The organism is Kribbella sp. NPDC104218, from assembly GCF_055584105.1.
In genome coordinates, this window is record NZ_JBVJMQ010000002.1 from 1,433,391 (window position 1) to 1,453,248 (window position 19,858).

Sequence of the window (19,858 nt, forward strand, 5' to 3'; positions counted from 1 at the left end):
TCGGGGCAGTCCCCGGGCTCCGGTCAGCACCCATGCGATCGAGTGTCCGGACGGCGTCGCCAATCGAGACCGATTCCTCCTCGTGTACGACGACCTCGGGATGACTGGAGTACGACGCTGGGCGCGGCCTCGCGGGCATGATCTATTTGGTGAACACTCCAGATGCTGCACTTGCGGACACCAGCAGAAGCCCGTCCGACTGGTGATCCTTCGGTGCCTGACGAAGTTCCACCACACACCGAAGGCGCATCGCTCAGAGCATTGGGCACTCGATCTCAGAAAGAACGATTCGCGATGATTCCACCGTCGCGGTCTCCGGATCGAGTCCCACCTGCTCGAGCACAGATCGCACAACGCCTTCCGCCGCGACCTCGTCGAGCCGCTCCTCGTGAAGTTTCGCCGGCCGCCCCGCGACTGGATCCGTAACGTTGACGGCAAGCTGTCTGAGGCTGAGGTACGAGAGGCCTGTGCCATCGACCTGCATAGGCTCCCACGGGGCGAAATCGCCGCAGTATATGCCCAGGGCATCGAACAGGCGCCACACGAAATCCATGATTGCATTAGTGCCCTCGAGAACCGGTCGTCGAGGGCAACGAGCACCCTAACGCTCGTCCACGGCGAGAGATCGGGATCATTCGCCGCGTTGCAACGACATTGCCCCGGACTGTCCTCAAGGAGCTGGGCAGCCGCCGAGCGTACCTGGCGGTCGTCGTCCGTCCCGAAAGCGATCGCGTCCTGCCGTGCGGTTCCGACACACAACGCGGTGTGTTGGCGAAGCAACTGGTCGAAGTAGTTGTGCAACTCGTCCCAGCCATCGCCGCCATCACGGCTGAGGCAGACCGCAGCGACCCGCGGATCCGACTTCAGCCGACGCGAAGCAGCCGAACTCAACGATACCGATTCCACCTGCGCTCAAGCGACTCGAATCGCGTCGGCGCGTCACGACGCGAGATTCTTTACCTTCCTCGACGGATAGCCGAGCCGTGCAACCAGGTAGGCATGATGACCAGCGCCAGCATCCGGCTGAAATTTCGTCGTCTTGAGATTTCCTCCACGTGCAGCACTCACGGCCGACGGCGTCGACACCTTTGGCCACAGTGTCCCCTTTGCAGACGACCAGCCCAGTGGGAGCCCCAGCGATCCATCACAGAACTGCCTCAGGTCGTGTCGACCTGGATCGGGACTGGGATCGAGAGTTCGTTCGCGATGGGGGTGTACAGGTCGATGCCTTGCGCCGCGGTGCGCAGCGACACCAGCAGCGCATATCGAATCGGGAGATCGGAGCGATCTTTCCGCCGGTTGTTCTTCCACCATCCACCGACCGGGAAGACGGCGATAGAATTGCAGGCGGCAAGCTCCGCGCCGGTTCCATACCAGTCGTCCTGGTGTAGCGAACCAAGGTGTCGCTGGTTAGCGCCTACCAGCCAGCGGTCCGAGGTGGTAGCTGCACCGGCGCCGCTGCCCTCCTCAGCTTGGGCGTCGCGGTTAACCCGCTGAACAAAGGCCTGCTGTGTCTCGAGCGTCCCCTGGAGGTCGAACCTCAGCCCATGTGAGGCGTAGGCGTACCGCTGCCGCCAGCCACGCCGCGAGGCGGACGGTTCGACGAAGTAGGAGAGGGTAACGCGGAGCCGGACCTCTTCCTCTTCGAGCGAACGGAGTACGTCACTCGGCCAGGGCAGTGTGTGGAGACGGAAACGCCGCACCCGGAACTCATCGCCTTCGAAGGGCACGAACTCGTCCTGGCTGACCATCGTGACGGCCCGGCCGCTCGAGTTCAGCACGGCCTGCTCGGACGGCACACCCCATCCGAAGCGTCGGAGCCGATGCAACTTCTCCCGCTTGAGATTGGCGGCATCGAGCTCACCACGCATTCTCGGGGTCCAGTCGGCGGCATGTACCAGGAGGGCGCGCACGGTTTCAGGCCAGTAGTCCGGGTAGCGCACCATGGCCTTCGCGGCCAATCCCGCCGCCTGCGCGGTCGCAGCACTCGTGGCATTTGCCGAGGTGAGCGCAAGGTCGTTCGTGGCGCCGATGCTGCGCAGCGACAGGAGCGGATGGCGAGGTTCGAAGCCAGTCGTACCGTCGGTCAGGACGTTTCCGCCCTCCATACAGATGTCAGGCTTGATGGGCCACTTGCGGTGGTCAAACAGGAGCGACGTACGGCTATGTGGCGAGAGCTCCCCTGATTCTGCAAGCGGCGTCCATCCCTTGTACTGCGGGTCGATCGGCACATCGACCATGTCGGTATGCGCGCCGACGGTCAGCACGTTCCAAGCCTGCGCTGGATCGTCGATCGCCGAGGTGTCCGACTCGGTGCGATAGTCGGCCGCGAAGTTGTTGACGTTGCCGGCAGCAACAAGGACTAGGCGGGCCGCTGCGGCATCGGGAGTGGTGATCAGCTCAAGGTCGTCCCCGTCCCGGGTCACAACCGTACCGACCGCCAACGCATCAGTGGTGGCAGACCAAAGAGTCGGTTCGCCAGCGCGATCCGGTCGAGTACTGATCGGCATACAAAAAACGCGCCGACGCTTGGCTGTAATCTCTGGGAGCGTCACCGCCTCCACCGTCGCGGTACCGTAATCACGCGGATCATGCTGCGGTTCGTTCTGGCCGGGCATCATCTTGACTGATTCGAGTCGGTGGCTGAGCTGGACAACTTCATTGCTGATCAGCAGCTCGTCGAGGTTCGCACCAAACAGCGCCAAGCCCGCCATCATGGTGCCGTGTCCCTGAAGGTCATTGCCAGACGCACCGATGATGGTGTGATGGTCAGCCGCGTCAAGTGAATCTGCCAGTAGACGATGATCTCGATAGACGCCGGTGTCGAGGTGACAGACAGCCGGAGCGTGCTCGGGGGCCGGCATAAGCCGGTCAGCAAGATCGTCGACGTACTCGCCCTGCTCGACGGCGGACAGATCTTCGATCGTGTCGACGAATTCGGGGCGTCGGATCTCCGCGACCGGAATGTTGGTCACGGGCAGGAGCTCAAGCTCGGCCCAGGTCGACTCGACCCAAAGCACACGCCGGTCACGCAGGACGATGGCACGCGGGACCGACCGCAGCTCGTAGGTACGGATGAAGACTTCGATAGTCTCGTGATTCGGGCGCGTTGTATCCAGCCACAGCTCCCACCATTGCTTTCCAGCACGCGGCGGTTCACCCTCGGACGTCCACAGGTCGTCGAGGAAGACCCGGCGGATCCGGGCGATGTTGGCGACCAGCTCTTGATTGCGTGGATTACCTCCGTTGCCGTTCTTCTCCAGGTAGTCGTCAAAGAGTTTGAGGAACTGGAGCCGGTAATCGTCGGACACCCAGACCGTGGCCCGCTCGGGCTGATCCTCCGTCGCGGGATGGACCGATAACAGCAACCACTTGGGACGTTTGGCCGTCTTTCGGTGCGTGCTCATCGACGTCAACGAGTCGACCTTGAGCGGATAGGAGACATCCGCTCCCTCGAGCACGATGATCGTTCCGACCGCCCGCAACTCCTCAAGATCGAGCGCGGCGTCGCGCCGCATTTCGAGTTCCTCGCGCAGAACCACGTCGAGCTCGCCGTACAACGCGAGACCATGTGCTCGCCGTTCGACTGGACGGATCCGCGGATTTCCCCCGCCTCGGCGGTAGAAGTCCTCGTCAGCGGCGTGCTCGATGACGAGAAGGTGATCGAGGTGCCGCAGGTCCTCAGCCAACGCTCGAGGAGCGTCGGGCGGCCAACGCCGCGATGAGATCGTCTCTGGTCACATGGGTCTCATCGCGCATCAGCACGGCCTTCGCCGCCGCCTCGGCGGCCTTGACCAGATCAGCATGGCTGAGACCGGCACAGTACTCACCCAGCTTGGCCAGGCTGGTGCCCTTGGCCAGCGACCCGAGGCGAGACCGGATCACCGCCACCGCCTGTTTCGCGTCCGGGCGAGCGTAAGTCAGGACCACATCGAACCGGCGAAACAGGGCGTGATCAAGGATGGCGCGGTGGTTCGTGGCGGCCACGACCAACGATTCTGGGCTGGCGTTCTCCAGGAAGACGAGGAAGGAGTTCAGGATGCGCCGAGCCTCACCGACGTCGTTGCCTGCGCGATCCGCGCCCAGAGCATCGAACTCGTCGAACAGATAGACCCCGCGTCGAGTTGCGACCTCATCGAAGACCATTCGCAGCTTGCCGGCAGTCTCGCCCATGTACTTACTCAAGAGCGAATCCAGTCGGACGGTGTACAACGGCAGAGCCAGCTCGTGAGCAAGCACCGAGGCCGTCATGGTCTTCCCTGTGCCTGGCGGGCCTTCCAGCAGAAGCCTGTGCACCGGCGAAAATCCACTATCAAGCAGACGCTTGCGCTGCCTCTGTTCTGCGATGACCTGCTTAAGCTGTGCCGTCAACTCAGGCGCGGCGACCATCTCGCGCAGGCCGATCTCGGGGTGGGATGTGATAATGAGATCTGCCAGGTCACCCCGCGGCGGCGCGAGCCTCGTGACGTTACTGCGTGGCGTCGCCTGCCGCGATGCATCGACAGCCTTCTTGATGTCTGCCGCGAGAGTGTGATGCCCCTGTCGCGCCTCACGAGCCGCGATCTGCAGCGCGATCGAATAGAACACAGAGTCATCCCCCGAGGCGTGGCTGCGCACCATCGCGGTGATGTGCTCCCCCAGCCCGGCCACCGGTCTCCTCCTGGTTGCTGACTCCGTACGCCATCTCAATCTTACGGCCCCGACGGTCACGGCGGCGGTTGACCGCACGTCACAACCGCCACGCAGATCATCACAGTTTGTATAGATAGTCACCAAGCTGCACTCTGCAGTCCCTCACTAACGGCCTGCTGGACACTAGGCGCACCGCCCAGCTGTCGACGACCGACCGAACCACAGGTCTGTAACTTCGCACAGGTAGCTGTCTCTGTCGATGGGTGGTCGCTTCTGTCGATGCCCGGGTCATCAGAGCGGGCCGTCAGGACCTGTGATCGCAGTGACTGTTCGGTACCGCACCGCGGCATGCGGGGCGGCGTTGAGGTTTGCAACAACAGACCGGCTCCTCGGCGCGCCACCGCGCATGTCGCTATGCGGCACTGAACAGCATCACCACCGGGGTCATATCGGCGACGCCGGTCGTGCCGGCTCGATGGCCTATCGCCAACCAGCATCGCGGCACCCAGGCGAAACCTTCCCCGACCGGGCGCTGATCATCACCGCACACCTCTTTACGCACCTCAATCAGCGCGAGAAGATGGTCAGCAATGACAACTCATGAGCCGGACCTTCTCGACAATTCCGTTACCAGTAAGGGAAATCGCGCGCCGTTGAGAACTAGCGGTCAGTCTCGAGTGGAAATCAGCGGGTTCGGGGTTCGAGTCCCTGGCGGCGCACAAAAGCCCAGGTCACCAACGTACCCTGGGCTTCTTCGTGTCTGCCGCGCACCATGTCCCCATGCCTTTCCGTGGCCCGATCTTCACGTGATCGTGATTGTGCGACACATCACATCAATTGAAGTTTCAGTTCGCAGGTTGAGGAACCGGCCGCCTCATGCGGAAGGCGGCGCCGGTGGCGAGTCATTCGGAGACGCGGGCGCAACACCGAACGGGTTGTCGATCACGTAACGCCAGACGCCGTCCTCACCGCGCCGCGCGACGTCGGTGGCGGTTCCCGCGATGTCGACCACCGCACCGTCAGGCGTCTCCCCAGAGATGCTCCAGTCAACGATCAGCAAGGCGATGTCGCCGGCTACGTAGGTATGGCGCGGCCGCACCTCGATCGGCAATCCGAGCGCCGCCATCCGGGCATTGGCCGCCCTCCGCTCCGTGCCGGTGACGCCACTGCCCGGTTCACGGACGAACACTCCGCCCGGCTCGTAGACCCGCTCGATCGCATCAGCATCACCGGTGTTGAACGCCGCCGCGAACACGTGTGGCTGATCCTCGGGCCGGACGGCCAACGCGAATTCAGGTGGGACAATCTCTTCGTTCATCCCTACAGCGAAGCAGGACGCCCAGTGACTCACCAACCGGTAAGCCCCCGGTGGGACGAAGAGCTGGTACCAACCCCCAGCGGCCAAACCCAGGCACCCTCCCCCCAGTGCCCCGTGGAAGTCTCCCTCGCCGCCATCTCCGGCCGCTGGACCACGCTCGTCCTCCGCAACCTGATGTCCGCCGAGTCCCACTCCTACACCGAACTCGCCCACTCCCTACCCCAACTCAGCGACAAAGTCCTCACCGACCGCCTACGCCACCTCATCGAAGCAAACCTCGTCGAACGCCTCGCCACCCCCAGCTTCCCCACCCGAACCACCTACCGCCTAACCACCCGCGGCCAAGCCCTCCGCCCCCTCCTCATCGAGCTCTACCGAACCGGCCTCACCCTCCAGCAGGACGAAACGTAGACGCTCCGACGGCGCCTGAACGCCGTGTGTCGAATAGCCGCTGCTCGCGCTGTGGACTCGGCGCCGGATTCTCCAAAGCGATCTCTGACGAGATGCCGACTGCCGGGCTCCTCGGTGAAATGATCGCGGACCGCCTTGTATCCAACGCCATACCGGCCCGATAGATCTCCCGCTCCAACGCCAACTATCTTGGTATCCGCGCGCTCTGCCGACACGACTACGGCCTCGGCGAACTGTGGATCAATCTCGGCTTCCGGCAGCGGGGCAAGCGGCCGGGTCGTGGCAAAGACGCAGCACCCCTCATTGACTGGTGGCTCGACCACGGCCCGCTTGCTTGGAGAAGATCCAGTCGCTCAGCCCCGCACAGCGCGATGCTCAGCGCTACGCCGAGGTTCACGAGGTCCTGCAGATCGACGCAGCTCGGCGGGTTCCTGGGTACCCGCTGAGTACCCAGGACGTGCTCGATCTCCGGCACGTCGCGTCCGCAATCGCCGGCGGGCTGAACGTATTCGTGACACTCGACGCGAACCTCGTCGCGGCGCTCGATGGTCAGGGCGGCGACGGGCCACGGGTCGATGCCGGACAGCGGCATCGCGGTGACATGCCGAACGGTGAAAGCTCGTTGAACGCCGCGGGGAGATCGAGTAGCGCGCCGAACAGCCCGAAAACGACGGCGTAGGCGACAGCTGGCTGGCAGAGCGCTCACCGGGCACGCCCACGAGAACGACGAGCTCCGCGAGCACGGTCAGCCGGCGCAGACGCTCGTCGAGTACGCCGGTTCGTCGTCCTTCGGCGAGACGACGCCCCAGGACGAGGATTCTCGCGATCATCGTGACGACCCGAAAGCTCCCTGGCCGGTCCGGCACGGTTCCGAGCTGCTGCTCAAGCTCTAGGAGAACTCGCTGGCTGTCGCCTTTGGCCTCGTCTTTCTGCACAAACCTCGCAGTTCTGGTTCGAGTCGTTCCAGAACTGGCAGAGCGAGTTCCTTGCGGTCGCCGCGATCATCGGCGGCTGAGGCGACCGCGGTCAGCTGGGGAGCTTGCGGGTCTCGATCAGTTCTTGGGCGACGTCGCGGAGTTTGCGGTTGGAGTTCTGCGAGTAGCGCTTGAGGACGGCGAACGCGCGATCGTCGTCGAGGTCGAAGGCGTCTTGCCGGACCGCGTAGAGCCCGAGAATGCCGACTGTTCCGGTGCCGGTCGCCAGGGGGACTCCGTCAGCGGGCCGGGGCTCGAAGCACTCCGCGCCAGCCGCCGCGTGGTCGAACTCCTGACCGGCGCCCGCTGTCACATGATCCGCCAGGTCCGCGAAGAAGGCTCCAGCTGGAGCCAGGTCGGCGGCGCCATGGGCACCAGCAAACAAGCGGCGTACGACTTCTACCAGCGCAAACTCGACCAGCAGGACGCCTCCCCCGCCGAAACCGACAGCACCGCCCGCTCCCGCACCGCCCAAGGCCCCACCCCCAACGACTGACACCGGCGAGGATGGAACACTCAAAGTGATCCTCCCATCACCGTGGGTGGTCCGGGCGGCGGAAGTGCGGCACGCTTGCTGTCGAAGTGGGGGATCGACAAGTGAGGACCTGAGTTCATGCGTAAACAACTCTCCGCCCTGGCCTCCGTAACCGCTCTGCTCCTGGTGACAGCCGCGCCGTCCGCGGTTGCCGCCGTGCCACCGACGCCCCGGATCACCGGGACGGTGGCAAGTGGGTTCCAGTCCCCGTGGGGTCTCGCCGTCCTGCCGGACGGCTCGGCGCTGCTTTCGGAGCGGGACACCGCACTGATCAAACATGTCACGGCGGCCGGCGTGGTCCGCCAGATCGGCCGCGTTCCCAATGTCCGGCACGGCGGCGAAGGCGGCCTGCTCGGGATCGCGATCGCGCCGACCTTCGGTACCGATCGACTGCTCTACGCCTACCACACCGCATCCGGCGACAACCGGGTCGTCCGGATGACCTACGACGGCACGACTCTCGGCGCTCCGCAGACCGTCGTCACCGGGATCCCGCGGGCCAATATCCACAACGGCGGCCGGCTCGCCTTCGGGCCCGACGGCTTCCTCTACATCAGCACCGGTGACGCCGCGAACACCGCCAACGCGCAGAACCCGAGCTCGCTCGGCGGCAAGATTCTCCGGGTCACCCCGACCGGCAACCCCGCCCCCGGCAACCCGAGCGGTACCCGCGTCTACAGCCTCGGGCACCGTAACGTCCAGGGCCTCGCCTGGGACGAAGGAAACCGGCTCTGGGCCAGCGAGCTCGGCCAGAACACCACGGACGAACTCAACCAGATCCGGGCCGGCGGCAACTACGGCTGGCCGACCTGCGAAGGCAGTTGCACCGACAGCCGCTTCATCAACCCCCAGGCCACCTGGACGACCGCCCAGGCATCGCCGTCCGGTCTCGCCTTCGCTCGTAACACCATGTGGATGGCCGCTCTCCGCGGCCAGCGCCTGTGGGCCATCCCGGTCAACGGCGGCGTCCGCGACGGAAACGCGGTCGCCAGCTTCACCAACCAGCAGGGCCGCCTCCGCACGGTGGCCAACGCCGCCGACGGCTCGCTGTGGGTGGTCAGTGAAACCAACAACAGCATTCTCCGAGTGACCCTCGGCTGACCACTCAGGCGTGCCGGGTCAGCACCCAGGACCCGGCACGCCCGCTGGGTACGACTCAGGTTGACGGCGGTTGGCCGAGGGGTGGTTCGGAGACGGTTGAGGCGTGAGAATCGAGCCGTGCTCCGGATTCATTTCAGTACGGCGGACCTCGGGCGGGTGACGTTCCTGCCCGAACCCGAGCCGCTTCGCCAGGTGGCGTTGGCTGCTCGCGCGCTCAGCCCCAGCCAAACCTCCACGGCGACCCGGCGGTGGCGGCGAATGGCCGGGAGCCGGGTTCGGCCGACGATGGGGCCCCTGCTGAAGCTGATCTCGCCTACCGGGCAGTTCCCCGGCTTCCTGACACCGACGGTGGACAGAGCGGGGCTGGAACCGGCGATCGAGCGCCTACTGGAGACACCAGCGGACCTGATCCGAGCCGAGCTCGGACCGCATCTACCGTCCGAGATTCATCCCTACATGCGCGCGCTGCTGGGTGGCCGGGCCGAGGCGCGCCGAGCGCTGGGCGGCGCCGTCCGCGACTTCCACCGGCACGTACTCGGACCGTCCGCGATCGAACTCGGACGCCTTCATGCGGCCGATCTGGCGATCCGCTCGCGGACGGTCCTTGCAGCGGGTGGCGAAGAGCTGCTGGCGACTCTGCATCCGAAAGTCAGCTGGCAGGACGACATCCTCACGATCGCGACGCCCTGGGAGTACGACGTGCGGCTGGCCGGCCGCGGCCTGCGGCTCTGCCCGTCACCCTTCGTCGCGGACTGCGTGACCTTCGACGAGCCCGGCCAGACACCCTTGCTCGTGTACCCAGCTGTCGACCTGCCGGTGGTGGACCCGGCCGAGCGAGACTCGGCCGATGGCCTGGCCGAGCTCCTCGGACGTACTCGCGCTGCTGTGCTGCGAAGCCTCGTCTCCCCCGCCGGCACCAGCCAGCTGGCGCGCCGTCTCAACATCTCCAACGCCTCAGCCTCCGAGCACGCCCGCGTCCTCCGCGCCGCCGGTCTCCTGACCACCGACCGATCTCGCGGCGCCACCCACCACTCGCTCACCCCGACAGCCGTCCAACTCCTTCGCTAGTTGAGATCCGGTACGACGCTCACCGTGTACGGCGGGGTGCCCGGCGCTCGGTCGAGCTGACTGTTGACCCAGAGCAGCCGCCCGCGATCCCGCGCGATCGTCGTCGGCGTCGCCCCGGCGTCGCCCGGGGCCGAATCGGCGAGGATGCTGGCCTTGGACCAGGTCCGGTCGAGCCGGGCCATCCGGGTGATGTATCGCCCGTTGCCCGCGTTGTGAACGACGTACAGGCGGTGTCCCTCGAGCAGGTACCCGTCACCCGAGAGAGTCCCATCGGACTCGACCGGTCGCACCGCGCGGGACGCGATGTCGACACGGTAGGTGAGGTCCTGGCCTTGTTCGCCGACGAGCAAGGTCCGACCATCGGGCGTAGCCACGATCCCGTTGAGGAAATACGGCTTAGGGCTGATCCGGTCACGCGTGATCCAGGGCTCGAGTTCTCCCAGCCCATCGCGAGTGATCGACGCACGCCAGATCTGGTTGTGCGCCGAATCGGTGACGTAGACCGCGTCCCTGGTGAAGGCGAAGTCGTTCAGGAACGAGCCTTGTGCCGCCGACCGTGATGCCAGCAACCGGCCGCGAGCGTCGTACCGGAAAAGCTTCCCGGTGCTCGCGCCGGCAACCAGGACCCGGCCCCACCGATCCACGTGTACGCCGGTCGCCTGCGTGCGGCCGTCGGAACCGGCGGGCAGAAACAGTTGAAGCCGCGCGCTCCGCACGGAACCGCGGTAGACCGCGCCGGTGCCGACACTCGTGACGTACATGATCCCGTCGCGCGTCACCTCGATCCCTTCCGGCGTATCCCCTGGCGTCTGCGACACGACGTACGTCGACGGTCGATGCGACTCATGCCGCGGATGCGCGGCCGCGGTCGTCGTGCCGGTCACCATGATCGCCAGAACTGCAACACCAATGAGTCTCTTCATCCCCCCAGCCTCGATTGCCGCTCGCCGCCCGGCGACCGCTTTCGGCCCAGCCCGAACGCTTAGTGCATGGACCGGCCAGACCGCGGCGGCATGACCCAATGGTCCACAAGCTGTTCAAGATCCGACACGCGGCTCCAGACGCGGTACGGCGTAACGGAGGGTAAACCTCTGGACATGTCAGGTGATGACTCACCATTGGCGCCGGAGATCGAGCTCGTCACTGTGCATCCCCACGACCATCAGCTCATCGACGCGGCCATCGAGCTGGGGAACGCAGCGCGAACGACCCTCGGGCACCTGCCGTTACTCACACATCTCTGCGTCGATCCGGGTGCGCGAGGGCGAGGGATCGCTCGCCTGCTCGTTACGGAAATCTCTCGGTCGAACGCCAACTACTCGGGAATACGTGCGCTCTGCCGACGCGATTACGGTCTCGGCCCGATGTGGATCAACCTCGGTTTCCGGCAGCGGGGCGAGCGTCCAGGCCGGGGCAAGGACGCAGAGCCCCTGACCGGCTGGCGGCTCGATCACGGTCACGTCGACCTTTACGCCGCCGACGTCGACTCGGTTCTGGTCAAAGCCGCGATCGACACGAACATCCTGCGCAACTGGATCGAGTCGGGTCGACCGCGTCACCTGGATCCATTGCTCTGCTCGAGGATCATCTCGCTGATCGGCTCCAGCTGTCAGGACGCAGGCCCTGGACGCTGAGATCGATGCCATCCAGGGTCCCCTCAGGAAGGCTTGCCTGGAGAAGGTGCAACCGCTGAGCACCGCGCGGCGCGACGTAGTCCGCTATGCAGAGGTTCACGAGCTGCTGCGGGCCGACGCAGACCAGGCTGTTCCCGGGTACCCCTTGAGCACCCAGGACTCGCTCGATCTCAGGCACGTCGCGTCGGCGATCGCCGGAGGACTCAACGTCTTCGTCACGCTCGACGCGTAACTCGTCACGATTCTCGGACCGGAGGCTGCTCGCCACGGGATGTCCATCCTGCACCCGACCGACGTCATCGTGCGAATCGATGAACTCGCCAGGGCCGAGGCCTACCGTCCGAGCGAGCTCGAGGACACGCAGTACACACAGCGCCTCCTCGGCGTCGGCGAAGATCACCTCGTCGAGTCACTCGCCAACCGCGCAGGCGGCGAACGTCCCAAGACGATCCTGAGCGCCGCGCGCCGGATTGCCGTTGACGGCGGTGAGCGCGTCGGCATGTTCGGCCCGAACGGAGACCTCACCGCGTATTACGGCCTGCGCGAGTTCGATCTTCGCAGAACGGCCAGGGCACGAGGAGTACGAGTCCTCAGCATCGACGGCGAGTATCTCCAGCCGAAAGTTCGAGCGGCGGCCGTACACGACGGATTCCGCGGGCACGCCGGACGCTTGGTGGCCTTCGTCCTCGACGCCGTCGGTGACGCGCGATCGATCGGACAAGCAGCTACAGCATCGGCGCGTATTGCGGGCCTCGAGGCGCCCTCCTGGATAAATCGAGGATGCTCGCCATCCCGGCTGCTGAAGTGGAGCACAACTGGTGGCCCGCGAAGCTCATCGACTCGGAGCTTCCGACGTACCTTTGTCCCGATTCGGCAAGCCTTCTCCTCGAGCCTCCTCCGCGTACCTCCCGGGCTGCTGCGGCGTGACGATGCGCTGGGACTGAACCGCGAACATGTCTACTACCGAAGCCCCGGCACTCAACGTCTGGAGACACCGGCAAGAATTCTTTGGTACATGAGCGCCGGCGGCAAGTCGGTCGCACAGCCCTCCGCCGTCATTGCCTGCTCCCAGCTCGATGCCGTTCATGTCGATGTACCCGAGGCACTGTACGACCGCTTCCGACACCTTGGCGTCTGGCGCCTGACAGACGTCGATCAGGCAGCGCGTCGCGGCCTTACGCAAGCACTGCAGTTCACCGCGACCGAGATCTTCACCCGACAAGTTCCGCTGCGCCGCCTGCGCGAACTCGCTGCCAGCTTGGGCCAGTCCGGTGAGCCGCCGCAGAGCCCCCGCGCCATATCATCCGAGTTGTTCGCCGCGATCTACCGCGAAGGATTTACCCCGTGACCGACCGAGCCCTGGTGCTCTCACTCCGCCACCGCTTCGCACGGGCAATCATCGACGGGTCCAAGACTGTCGAGCTTCGCCGCAGGCCGATCAAGGCGGCGCCGGCACAACCGTAATCCTCTACGAGAGCTCGCCGACAATGGCAGTCGTCGGCACCGCGAGACTCTCCGACGTGGAAGTACTGCGCCCACACACAGCCTGGCGTCGCTACCGCAGCACGCTCGGCCTGACCTGGGCCGAATTTGTCGCGTATCTCGACGGCACCGATCACGCACACCTGCTGCGGCTGGATGACGTCAAGGAACTCACCGCCCCCCTGACGCTGCAGGCGCTACGTAGATCGGGCACGTTCCACCCACCACAGAGCTTCCGCTATCTCGGCCCAGACGACCCTCGTGAACTTCACCAGCTGATCCGCAGCTGAAGGCTGTAGAGCTGCCGCTCTGGTCGGCTGTGACGCCACCGGCCAAGAGCCTCGGCACCAGCCCCTAGGCAGCACTCTCCTATGCGCCGGCGGCCCGGTCGGCGTAGTAGGCGGAACGAGAGAGCTGCAGCAACTCACACGCACGCCGGACGTTGTGGCTGCCTTGTTTCTCTGCCTCGATGGACGGATAGATATTCACCGGGTCTCCTTCACGAAGAAGGCCCTGGCCCGCTTGAGTATCTCGACAGCGTCGAGTTCGGCTTGCTTCACCCAGGCCCGGATCGCGGTCTCGGTCAGATCGAAATCCTTCGCGATCTGACCAACAGTCCGGTCGCTCAACGATTCGGCTTTGAACTCAGGCGTGAACGAATAGCGCTTGGCACACTGAGAGCTCAAGCAAGCCAAGCTTCCACGGCCCCCTCCAGGCTCCGCACCATCGACCTCGACGGCAAGGACGCCCGTTCAAAGCTCCGCAACGCACCTCTTTACGCACCTCAATCAGCGCGAGAGGATGGTCGACGGTGAGAACCCATGAGCACCCGAAGACCGCGAGAAGCTATACCAGCAAGCGATTCCATGCACCAAAGACAACTAACGCGAGCTCTCACGCGGAAAACAGCGGGTTCGGGGTTCGAGTCCCTGGCGGCGCACAAAAGCCCAGGTCACCTCGGTGGCCTGGGCTTCTTCGTGTCTGCTGCACACTCAAGTGGTCGTGTCGGCCGGGTCGGTCTTGATCTGATCGTAACTGTGCGCCATGTCACAACAACGCTCGTCGTCGTCGACCGGCCCGGTTATTGGGGGTGCTTGGCTATTCGGGAGCCAAGGGGATGAGGTCCAGGAGGGTCAGTTCGCAGTGGGCTCGGCTTTTCGCGAGGTGTTTAAGGGTCTTTCGGATGGCGCGACGGGCCAGGGCACGGCCGAGGGGGCCGTCGGTTCGGTCGCGGATGCTGGCGATGTAGTTGACGTCGGCCAGGGCCAGGTTTGCGGTGAGTGCGGCCGTTTTGAGGGCGTTTTCTACGGCGTGGAAATCCGGTGGGGGTGCTTGGTTGGCCTCGAGTCGGGTGGTCAGGGCGGTGAGGTCTTCGATCACGGTTCGGATGCGGACGAGCTCCCAGCGGCAGTCGTCTTGTGCTCTCTGCAGGAACTCCCGGTGGTTCACGGTTGGTCGGCCAGCTTTCGGAAGCGTTCCAGGGCGCCTTCGACCGTGGCGGCATTGGTGTTGATTCGCTGGAGGTCCTTGCTGATGGCGCGACGTTGTCGCACGCGCGTCAGTGGTCCCGCGGGCTTCGCGTTCAGCAGACCAGCCAGGTGGGTCTCGTAGGCGGTGGCGAGATCGTCGCCGGCGGCCACCAGTACCAGGGTGGCTTCGACGCGGGCGCGGTTCACTTCGTCGAGAAGGTTCGATGCGTCGAGTTGCATGGCCAATGGGGTCAGTTCGGCACGGGCGGCGCGAATACGGACCAGGGTCGCCGCGCAATCGCGAAGCGCCAGATCGAGGAAGTGGCGGTGTTCCAGGTAGCCCATCGAGGTCCCCTCGTCGGTAAGCAGAGACAGTCTGCCGGAGCGATGCGGCCTTGGCGAGAGACGCGGCGCCCCCAAGTCGATCGGAGCGCATGAGAAAGGGTCAGTAGCCGAGCTGGGTGGCGTTGCGCCGGTAGTGCATGAGGGTGGCACCGTCGCGGTTCATCCAGGTGGCGGTCAGGGTCGCGGGGCAGACGGTGGTGTCGGCGACCAGTTTGAGGAAGGTGTGAGGTTCGACGACGCTGTTCACCAGAGCCGGGTGCGGGATGTTCAGCGACGGGATCGTGCGGTTGTGCAGGGGGCTGACGATGAACTGCACGAGGTCGTAGCCGACGCGCGGTCCGTAGTTCAGGATCCGGGAGCAGTGGATGTCCCCGCCGAGCAGGAAGCAGCCCTTGATGTTCTCGCTCCTGATGAAGTCGAAGATCGCCTCGCGTTCGTAGGAGTAGGTGCCCCAGTCGTCGGACTCGCGGTTGCCCTTGTCGTCCCAGATCATGCCGGTCGCGATCGCCTTGAACGTCGCGGTACTCGCCTTCAGGCCGGCTTTCAGCCATTCCCATTGCCGCCCGCCGATACACGTGGTCTGGCTCGGGTCGGCCCAGCTGGGCTCGGTCCGGCTGAACCAGCGGGGGTCGACCAGGAACACCTCGATCGGCCCACGCCGGAACGACGTGTAGATGCCCTGGCCGGGCTCACGTGAGGTGCGGAGCCGGCCGTCGGCGTCGTGACCGAAGGTCGCGTTGGCGCGGTAGTCGACGAACGCCTGCCGGGTGTTCGCCTTCGCGGCGAAGTCGCCGTGCTTGTCGTTGCCGCCGAAATCGTGGTCGTCCCAGGTCGCCCAGACCGGACGGGAGCTGATCAGCGCCGCCAGCTCCGGCGCCTGCAAGAACGCCCGTTGCTTGTCCCGGGCAATCGTCAGCTCACCCGAGTCGATGTACGGCGTGTCCCCGAGCATCACGAAGCTGTCGCAGCCCTCGGAGACGATCCGGGACCAGATGCTGTTCGCGCCGTCCGGCGCACAGGACCCCAATCCCATCGTGACCACCGCGGGCGCGCCGTTGCGGGGCGCGGTGGTGAACGAGCCGGTCAGCGGCGTGAACGGCACTCCCGCCTGGCACGGAACGATCGCGAACGTGTACGCCGTACCGGATCGCAGCCCGCTGACGTCGAACACGACCGTGTCGTCGTTATCCGCGGACAGCTTGGCCCTGACCACCTTGCTCCCGCGCCCCGAGCGAACCGTGCACTGCCAGGTGCCAAGTCCGTGGTGGTCGCTCCCAGGACGGACCCAGATCCGGGCCCTGGAGGTGTCCACATGTCCGACCAGCGGGCCGGTCGCCATCTCGGTGCCCGGGACGGCCGGCGAGTCCTCCGCCAGGGCGGCTGCCTGGGACGTCGTGGCCAGACTCACCGCAGCGGCGGCGCCACCACCCAGCAGCAGGCGGCGGCCGACGGTTCCGGACGGGCGGGGATCGTTGTCGGTCATGAAGTTTCTCCAAGGGATTCGATCGGGGTCGGACCCAGAAGCAGCCCTCATCGTGGGCGACCGCGAAGGCCGCCGCCATGGCTTGATCCCTTGCCCGCATGGACAATCCGGTCGCTGCCGGCTCCGGGCCGGCCACCCGCAACGACGTCGACCTGGACGAGCCGGGGACCCGCCGGCGCAACGGCGAGGTACGCGCGCAACTCGTCCGCCGACCCGGTGCGCACCGCCTCGACGCCGTACGCCGAAGCGATCCGGGTGAAGCCCATGCCCGCGGCGCCCTGCGTGCCGTCGCGCAGCAGCATCACGGTGATCGGCAACCGGTGCCGAGCCGCGGTCCACAGCGCGGTGATGTCGAGGCTCGCGGAGGCTTCACCGGTCACGCCGACGACCGGCCGACCCGGCTGCCCGAGCGCGACCCCGACGGCAGTCGGCAACCCTGAGCCGCCAGACGCGGAAACGTAGCCCGCACCTGGGCGGCAAAGATCCAGTTGCCGCCGCCACGCCGCGTCCGCCGGGGTGGACTCGAGGACGTACGCCGTGGCCGCGGGCTGCGTCTCGCGCAGCAAGGCGAAGACCTCCTCCGGATGCAGCCGGCCCCGCGAGCCACGAGCCGGCGTCGGCACCGGCCGCTGCGGGAACGTCATCGGCGGTGCCCAGATCGCAGTGAGCAGCGCATCGACCGCGGCCCGCGGATCCGCGACGATCACGTCCCGCGCCGGTCCGCCGACGGCCGCGGCCAGATCGTCGGTGATCTGGACAACCCTGGTCCCGGCCCGCAGGCAGCCGCCGATCCGCGGGTCGTGATCGCGAAACACCGCGGCCCCGAGAACCAGCACCAAGTCGTGGCCGTCGAAGGCTTCCACGGTGGCCGGTGTCCCGTCCTCCAGAACGCCGCGAAACAGCGGATGCCGATTCGGGAACGGCAACCTGAGCGGCACGGGAGCCGCATACACCGGCGCGCCGAGCCGCTCGGCCAGCACGACCGCCTTGCCGAACGACCCCGGGCTGCCGATGTCGCCGCCGAGCACCAGCAGGGGACGCCGCGCGGATCTGGCCTGATCGATCAACCAGCGACGCTGGTCGTCGCCAAGCCCGGCCGAGCGATAGAGCCGCCGGTCGGCCACCGCCGCTACATCCGGCCCGATCTCCGTCCCCCAGTCTTCAGACGGCACCGACAGGTACGTCGGCCGCCGTTGCAGCCGTGCCTCGAAGATCGCTCGCGCGAGCTGGAGCGGGACGTCTCGAGCGCCGGCCGATCGATCGGATTGCCCGGACAGCACGACCAGCGGCGTCCGGGCCGCCATCGCGTTGCCCACGGCCCCCATTTCGCAGGCGATGCCGGCCGCCGCGGTCAGGTTGACCAGGGCGGGCCGGCCCGTGGCCTGGGAGTATCCGTCGGCCATTGCGACGACTGTGTCCGCGCGCAGGCCCGTCACGTAGCGGAACGGCTCCGGCAGCTCGGCCAGAATCGGTAGTTCGCCGAAACCCCGGACGCCGAAGATCGTCAGGAGCCCGTGTCGGCTCAGCAGGTCGTGGACGACGCGGCGCACGGTCGGCACGGAGATCCTTTCACTGGGAAGCTGGTTCGCAGACGGGCCTGGAATCCCTGTACAGCAAGGGTTTCCCGGCACCTTGATTGCCGTACGATGAGGTTCGTGATCGAAGCAGAGCTCGGCGATCGGGTCGCCGACTACCAGGGGCGCTACCCGATGTACGGCTTCACCGCCGAGACGGCTTCGGTGCGGGTCGTGCTGCCGCCGGCGGGCGTCGCGGTGGCCGAAGGGCTGCCCTGGGTCTGGCGCGCGGAGTTCCTCGGGGCCTTCGACGCCGTCGACCGGTTGATGCTCGACGCCGGCTGGCCGTTGGCGTATGTGGAGATCCCCGACCGGTACGGCGATCCGGTCGCGATGGCCGCCTGGGCATCGGCGTACCGCGTCCTGGTCGGCGAGGCCGGGTTCGACCCGCGGCCGAGCCTGATCGCGCTCAGCCGCGGAGCGATGTACGCGACTGCCTGGGCAGCGCGGCACCCGGACGCCGTCAGCTCCATCTACCTCGACAACGCGGTCTGCGACGCCCGGAGCTGGCCTGGCGGTTTCGGCACCGGGACGGGTGCTCCCGAACAGTGGGCCGAGTTCCTCGACGTCCACGGTCTCACCGGCGACGATCGGGCCGCCATCGATGCGCTGAGTCCGCTGCACAACCTCGGCCCGCTGGCCGCGGCCCGGATCCCCCTGCTGGTCGCGTACGGAGACCGCGACCGGTTCGTCCCCTCGCCGGAGAACTCCGAGCTGCTGGTGGCGAAGTACGCCCAGCTCGGCGGTCAGGCGACAGTGGTGGTCCGCCCGGGAGCAGACCACCACCCGCACCATATCGACGACGCCCTGGGCGGCCCGGGGCTGGTCCGCGACTTCTTCGTCGCGGCCCGCGCCGATGGGGAGCGCTAGCTACCAAGCGCGGCGACGAGCGCAGCGTGCCAGCGTTGCGCCATCCACTGGTACCCCGCGGTGTCCGGGTGCAGCCCGTCGGTGAAGCCGCCGCCGTAGCCGGTGTTCAAATCGACCAGATGGACTTTCTTGCAGAGGGCCCGCAATGCCGCGACCTCTTCGGCGATCATCGCGTTGTACGCGTCGATCCGCACGTTCCCAGGAGTCGTGTCTGGGCCGCTGTACGGCGTGATCTGCGCGACGAAGATGTCCGCGTTCGGCAGCATCGTCGTGTACTTGTTCAGCAGATTCCGGTAGTGCCGGCGGCCGACGTTGCCCTGGGCATCGGTCTGCTGGTCCCACCCGAGCCGGTCGACGTCGTTGGCCCCGACCAGCAGCAGGACGACGTCCGGCGCCAGTGCCGGGCGAGGCTGGGCCGTGAAGGTCCCACGGCCTGGAACGGTGTAGCTGAACGGCGTCGTGATCCCGGTCAGCCAGTGCCCACCGTGCGGATCGCGCGCCCAACCCTCGCCGAACTGCGCGAACGTCTCGGTGTTCAGACCGTCCAGATTCCGGTCGATATCCAGTGCGGTGTACGACGCGTGTCCGCCGTGCCCCCGCTGAGCTGCCGGCAGGACGCCGGAGTTCTGCTGGGAGTCGCCGACGAACCGGAACCCGGACGCCGAGCCGGCCAGCAGGTTCGCCAGCGGGCCGCGGTAGCCGGCCGTGGCCGAACCGCCGTAGGTGATCGAGTCCCCGGACGGATAGATCTCCAGGTCCGGGGGCAGTTGACCGGTCGGCGCCACGCTTGTACTCCGCTCCTCGGGCGCCACTACGGCGGACGCCGGAGCGACGTGAACGACCGACGCCAAACACAGGCCGATGAACAACACCAGCGACTTCATCGGAACCCTCACAGGAACCGCCTTTCTCGAAGGTCGACCGGACAGGTGGGCGTGGACCTCGCCGGCAGGTCATCGCGA

The 19,858-nt window shown here is 66.3% G+C and carries 23 protein-coding genes, 1 tRNA gene and 1 pseudogene; 13 read left to right on the top strand and 12 right to left on the bottom strand.

What is annotated here, in order from left to right:
* Positions 1–253: 253 nt before the first annotated feature.
* The 3 genes from ACZ6ZD_RS22540 to ACZ6ZD_RS22550 form a co-directional block, all read right to left on the bottom strand.
* On the bottom strand, positions 254–553 hold the full coding sequence (locus ACZ6ZD_RS22540; RefSeq protein WP_465675102.1) for a hypothetical protein: 300 nt from the start codon (positions 551–553) through the stop codon (positions 254–256).
* Positions 554–1,157: 604 nt separating this feature from the next.
* The gene (locus tag ACZ6ZD_RS22545; protein ID WP_465675104.1) at positions 1,158–3,689 is read right to left on the bottom strand and encodes a S8 family peptidase; all 2,532 of its coding nucleotides are present in this window, start codon (positions 3,687–3,689) and stop codon (positions 1,158–1,160) included.
* Positions 3,682–4,650, bottom strand: coding sequence for an AAA family ATPase (locus ACZ6ZD_RS22550; protein ID WP_465675106.1), 969 nt, complete (start codon positions 4,648–4,650; stop codon positions 3,682–3,684). The genes ACZ6ZD_RS22545 and ACZ6ZD_RS22550 overlap by 8 nt, the downstream gene beginning before the upstream one ends.
* 295 nt (positions 4,651–4,945) lie before the next feature.
* Between ACZ6ZD_RS22550 and ACZ6ZD_RS22555 the strand changes: the two genes are divergently transcribed.
* Positions 4,946–5,236 (top strand): hypothetical protein, encoded by a 291-nt coding sequence (locus tag ACZ6ZD_RS22555; protein WP_465675108.1) that lies wholly within the window; start codon positions 4,946–4,948, stop codon positions 5,234–5,236.
* 43 nt (positions 5,237–5,279) lie between these two features.
* Positions 5,280–5,351: transfer RNA gene (locus ACZ6ZD_RS22560), tRNA-OTHER, on the top strand.
* A 155-nt stretch (positions 5,352–5,506) separates the two neighbouring features.
* Here the strand turns inward: ACZ6ZD_RS22560 and ACZ6ZD_RS22565 are convergent.
* Positions 5,507–5,950 carry a YybH family protein gene (locus tag ACZ6ZD_RS22565; RefSeq protein WP_465675110.1) on the bottom strand — a complete coding sequence of 148 codons (444 nt, stop codon included), beginning with the start codon at positions 5,948–5,950 and terminating at the stop codon, positions 5,507–5,509.
* 114 nt (positions 5,951–6,064) lie between these two features.
* Between ACZ6ZD_RS22565 and ACZ6ZD_RS22570 the strand changes: the two genes are divergently transcribed.
* From ACZ6ZD_RS22570 to ACZ6ZD_RS22580, 3 genes are all read left to right on the top strand, one after another.
* Positions 6,065–6,361, top strand: a complete 297-nt coding sequence (locus tag ACZ6ZD_RS22570) for a winged helix-turn-helix transcriptional regulator (RefSeq protein ID WP_337796512.1) — start codon at positions 6,065–6,067, stop codon at positions 6,359–6,361.
* Between the two features lie 334 nt (positions 6,362–6,695).
* Positions 6,696–7,040: a hypothetical protein gene (locus tag ACZ6ZD_RS22575; RefSeq protein WP_465675112.1), complete on the top strand. Its 345-nt coding sequence runs from the start codon at positions 6,696–6,698 to the stop codon at positions 7,038–7,040.
* A gap of 171 nt (positions 7,041–7,211) precedes the next feature.
* Positions 7,212–7,376 carry a DUF6766 family protein gene (locus ACZ6ZD_RS22580; RefSeq protein WP_465676083.1) on the top strand — a complete coding sequence of 55 codons (165 nt, stop codon included), beginning with the start codon at positions 7,212–7,214 and terminating at the stop codon, positions 7,374–7,376.
* A gap of 11 nt (positions 7,377–7,387) precedes the next feature.
* On the opposite strand, the pseudogene ACZ6ZD_RS22585 reads toward ACZ6ZD_RS22580, so the two are convergent.
* A pseudogene (locus ACZ6ZD_RS22585) lies at positions 7,388–7,504 on the bottom strand (ANTAR domain-containing protein); the annotation flags it as partial.
* 144 nt (positions 7,505–7,648) lie between these two features.
* On the opposite strand from ACZ6ZD_RS22585, the gene ACZ6ZD_RS22590 reads away from it, so the two are divergent.
* The 3 genes from ACZ6ZD_RS22590 to ACZ6ZD_RS22600 all read left to right on the top strand — a co-directional run bounded on the left by ACZ6ZD_RS22590 (position 7,649) and on the right by ACZ6ZD_RS22600 (position 10,039).
* Entirely contained in the window at positions 7,649–7,831 is a 183-nt protein-coding gene (locus ACZ6ZD_RS22590; RefSeq protein WP_465675114.1) for a hypothetical protein, read from the top strand.
* Between the two features lie 117 nt (positions 7,832–7,948).
* Positions 7,949–8,971, top strand: a complete 1,023-nt coding sequence (locus ACZ6ZD_RS22595; RefSeq protein WP_465675116.1) for a PQQ-dependent sugar dehydrogenase — start codon at positions 7,949–7,951, stop codon at positions 8,969–8,971.
* A 117-nt stretch (positions 8,972–9,088) separates the two neighbouring features.
* On the top strand, positions 9,089–10,039 hold the full coding sequence (locus ACZ6ZD_RS22600) for an ArsR/SmtB family transcription factor (protein ID WP_465675118.1): 951 nt from the start codon (positions 9,089–9,091) through the stop codon (positions 10,037–10,039).
* Here ACZ6ZD_RS22600 and ACZ6ZD_RS22605 read toward each other — a convergent pair.
* Complete coding sequence (locus tag ACZ6ZD_RS22605) at positions 10,036–10,962, bottom strand: SMP-30/gluconolactonase/LRE family protein (RefSeq protein WP_465675120.1); 927 nt, start codon at positions 10,960–10,962, stop codon at positions 10,036–10,038. The two genes, ACZ6ZD_RS22600 and ACZ6ZD_RS22605, sit on opposite strands and share 4 nt — an antisense overlap.
* Before the next feature lie 66 nt (positions 10,963–11,028).
* On the opposite strand from ACZ6ZD_RS22605, the gene ACZ6ZD_RS22610 reads away from it, so the two are divergent.
* The 4 genes from ACZ6ZD_RS22610 (at position 11,029) to ACZ6ZD_RS22625 (ending at position 13,445) form a co-directional block, all read left to right on the top strand.
* On the top strand, positions 11,029–11,673 hold the full coding sequence (locus ACZ6ZD_RS22610; protein ID WP_465675122.1) for a GNAT family N-acetyltransferase: 645 nt from the start codon (positions 11,029–11,031) through the stop codon (positions 11,671–11,673).
* Between the two features lie 46 nt (positions 11,674–11,719).
* Positions 11,720–11,905, top strand: coding sequence for a hypothetical protein (locus tag ACZ6ZD_RS22615; protein WP_465675124.1), 186 nt, complete (start codon positions 11,720–11,722; stop codon positions 11,903–11,905).
* A gap of 39 nt (positions 11,906–11,944) precedes the next feature.
* Entirely contained in the window at positions 11,945–13,021 is a 1,077-nt protein-coding gene (locus tag ACZ6ZD_RS22620; protein ID WP_465675126.1) for a hypothetical protein, read from the top strand.
* A gap of 172 nt (positions 13,022–13,193) precedes the next feature.
* Positions 13,194–13,445 carry a hypothetical protein gene (locus ACZ6ZD_RS22625; RefSeq protein ID WP_465675128.1) on the top strand — a complete coding sequence of 84 codons (252 nt, stop codon included), beginning with the start codon at positions 13,194–13,196 and terminating at the stop codon, positions 13,443–13,445.
* A gap of 195 nt (positions 13,446–13,640) precedes the next feature.
* Here the strand turns inward: ACZ6ZD_RS22625 and ACZ6ZD_RS22630 are convergent, their stop codons facing one another.
* The 5 genes from ACZ6ZD_RS22630 to ACZ6ZD_RS22650 all read right to left on the bottom strand — a co-directional run bounded on the left by ACZ6ZD_RS22630 (position 13,641) and on the right by ACZ6ZD_RS22650 (position 18,011).
* Positions 13,641–13,841: a transposase gene (locus ACZ6ZD_RS22630; protein WP_465675130.1), complete on the bottom strand. Its 201-nt coding sequence runs from the start codon at positions 13,839–13,841 to the stop codon at positions 13,641–13,643.
* Between the two features lie 412 nt (positions 13,842–14,253).
* Entirely contained in the window at positions 14,254–14,604 is a 351-nt protein-coding gene (locus tag ACZ6ZD_RS22635) for a hypothetical protein (protein WP_465675132.1), read from the bottom strand.
* On the bottom strand, positions 14,601–14,969 hold the full coding sequence (locus ACZ6ZD_RS22640) for a hypothetical protein (RefSeq protein ID WP_465675134.1): 369 nt from the start codon (positions 14,967–14,969) through the stop codon (positions 14,601–14,603). The genes ACZ6ZD_RS22635 and ACZ6ZD_RS22640 overlap by 4 nt, the downstream gene beginning before the upstream one ends.
* Positions 14,970–15,069: 100 nt before the next feature.
* Positions 15,070–16,452: an alkaline phosphatase D family protein gene (locus tag ACZ6ZD_RS22645; RefSeq protein WP_465675136.1), complete on the bottom strand. Its 1,383-nt coding sequence runs from the start codon at positions 16,450–16,452 to the stop codon at positions 15,070–15,072.
* 47 nt (positions 16,453–16,499) lie between these two features.
* Entirely contained in the window at positions 16,500–18,011 is a 1,512-nt protein-coding gene (locus ACZ6ZD_RS22650; protein WP_465675138.1) for a thiamine pyrophosphate-binding protein, read from the bottom strand.
* Positions 18,012–18,107: 96 nt separating this feature from the next.
* Here ACZ6ZD_RS22650 and ACZ6ZD_RS22655 point away from each other — a divergent pair, with 96 nt between their 5' ends.
* Positions 18,108–18,896, top strand: coding sequence for an alpha/beta fold hydrolase (locus tag ACZ6ZD_RS22655; protein ID WP_465675140.1), 789 nt, complete (start codon positions 18,108–18,110; stop codon positions 18,894–18,896).
* On the opposite strand, the gene ACZ6ZD_RS22660 is transcribed toward ACZ6ZD_RS22655, so the two are convergent.
* Positions 18,893–19,792, bottom strand: a complete 900-nt coding sequence (locus tag ACZ6ZD_RS22660; RefSeq protein ID WP_465675142.1) for a GDSL-type esterase/lipase family protein — start codon at positions 19,790–19,792, stop codon at positions 18,893–18,895. The genes ACZ6ZD_RS22655 and ACZ6ZD_RS22660 overlap by 4 nt on opposite strands.
* Between the last annotated feature and the right edge of the window lie 66 nt (positions 19,793–19,858).

What these genes read in the sequence shown, in the direction of transcription:
- ACZ6ZD_RS22605 (WP_465675120.1), bottom strand. Translation starts at nt 10,962, where the DNA reads ATGAAGAGACTCATTGGTGTTGCAGTTCTGGCGATCATGGTGACCGGC.
- ACZ6ZD_RS22610 (WP_465675122.1), top strand. Translation starts at nt 11,029, where the DNA reads ATGGACCGGCCAGACCGCGGCGGCATGACCCAATGGTCCACAAGCTGT.
- ACZ6ZD_RS22620 (WP_465675126.1), top strand. Translation starts at nt 11,945, where the DNA reads ATGTCCATCCTGCACCCGACCGACGTCATCGTGCGAATCGATGAACTC.
- ACZ6ZD_RS22595 (WP_465675116.1), top strand. Translation starts at nt 7,949, where the DNA reads ATGCGTAAACAACTCTCCGCCCTGGCCTCCGTAACCGCTCTGCTCCTG.
- ACZ6ZD_RS22645 (WP_465675136.1), bottom strand. Translation starts at nt 16,452, where the DNA reads ATGACCGACAACGATCCCCGCCCGTCCGGAACCGTCGGCCGCCGCCTG.
- ACZ6ZD_RS22540 (WP_465675102.1), bottom strand. Translation starts at nt 553, where the DNA reads ATGGATTTCGTGTGGCGCCTGTTCGATGCCCTGGGCATATACTGCGGC.
- ACZ6ZD_RS22565 (WP_465675110.1), bottom strand. Translation starts at nt 5,950, where the DNA reads ATGAACGAAGAGATTGTCCCACCTGAATTCGCGTTGGCCGTCCGGCCC.
- ACZ6ZD_RS22590 (WP_465675114.1), top strand. Translation starts at nt 7,649, where the DNA reads ATGATCCGCCAGGTCCGCGAAGAAGGCTCCAGCTGGAGCCAGGTCGGC.
- ACZ6ZD_RS22640 (WP_465675134.1), bottom strand. Translation starts at nt 14,969, where the DNA reads ATGGGCTACCTGGAACACCGCCACTTCCTCGATCTGGCGCTTCGCGAT.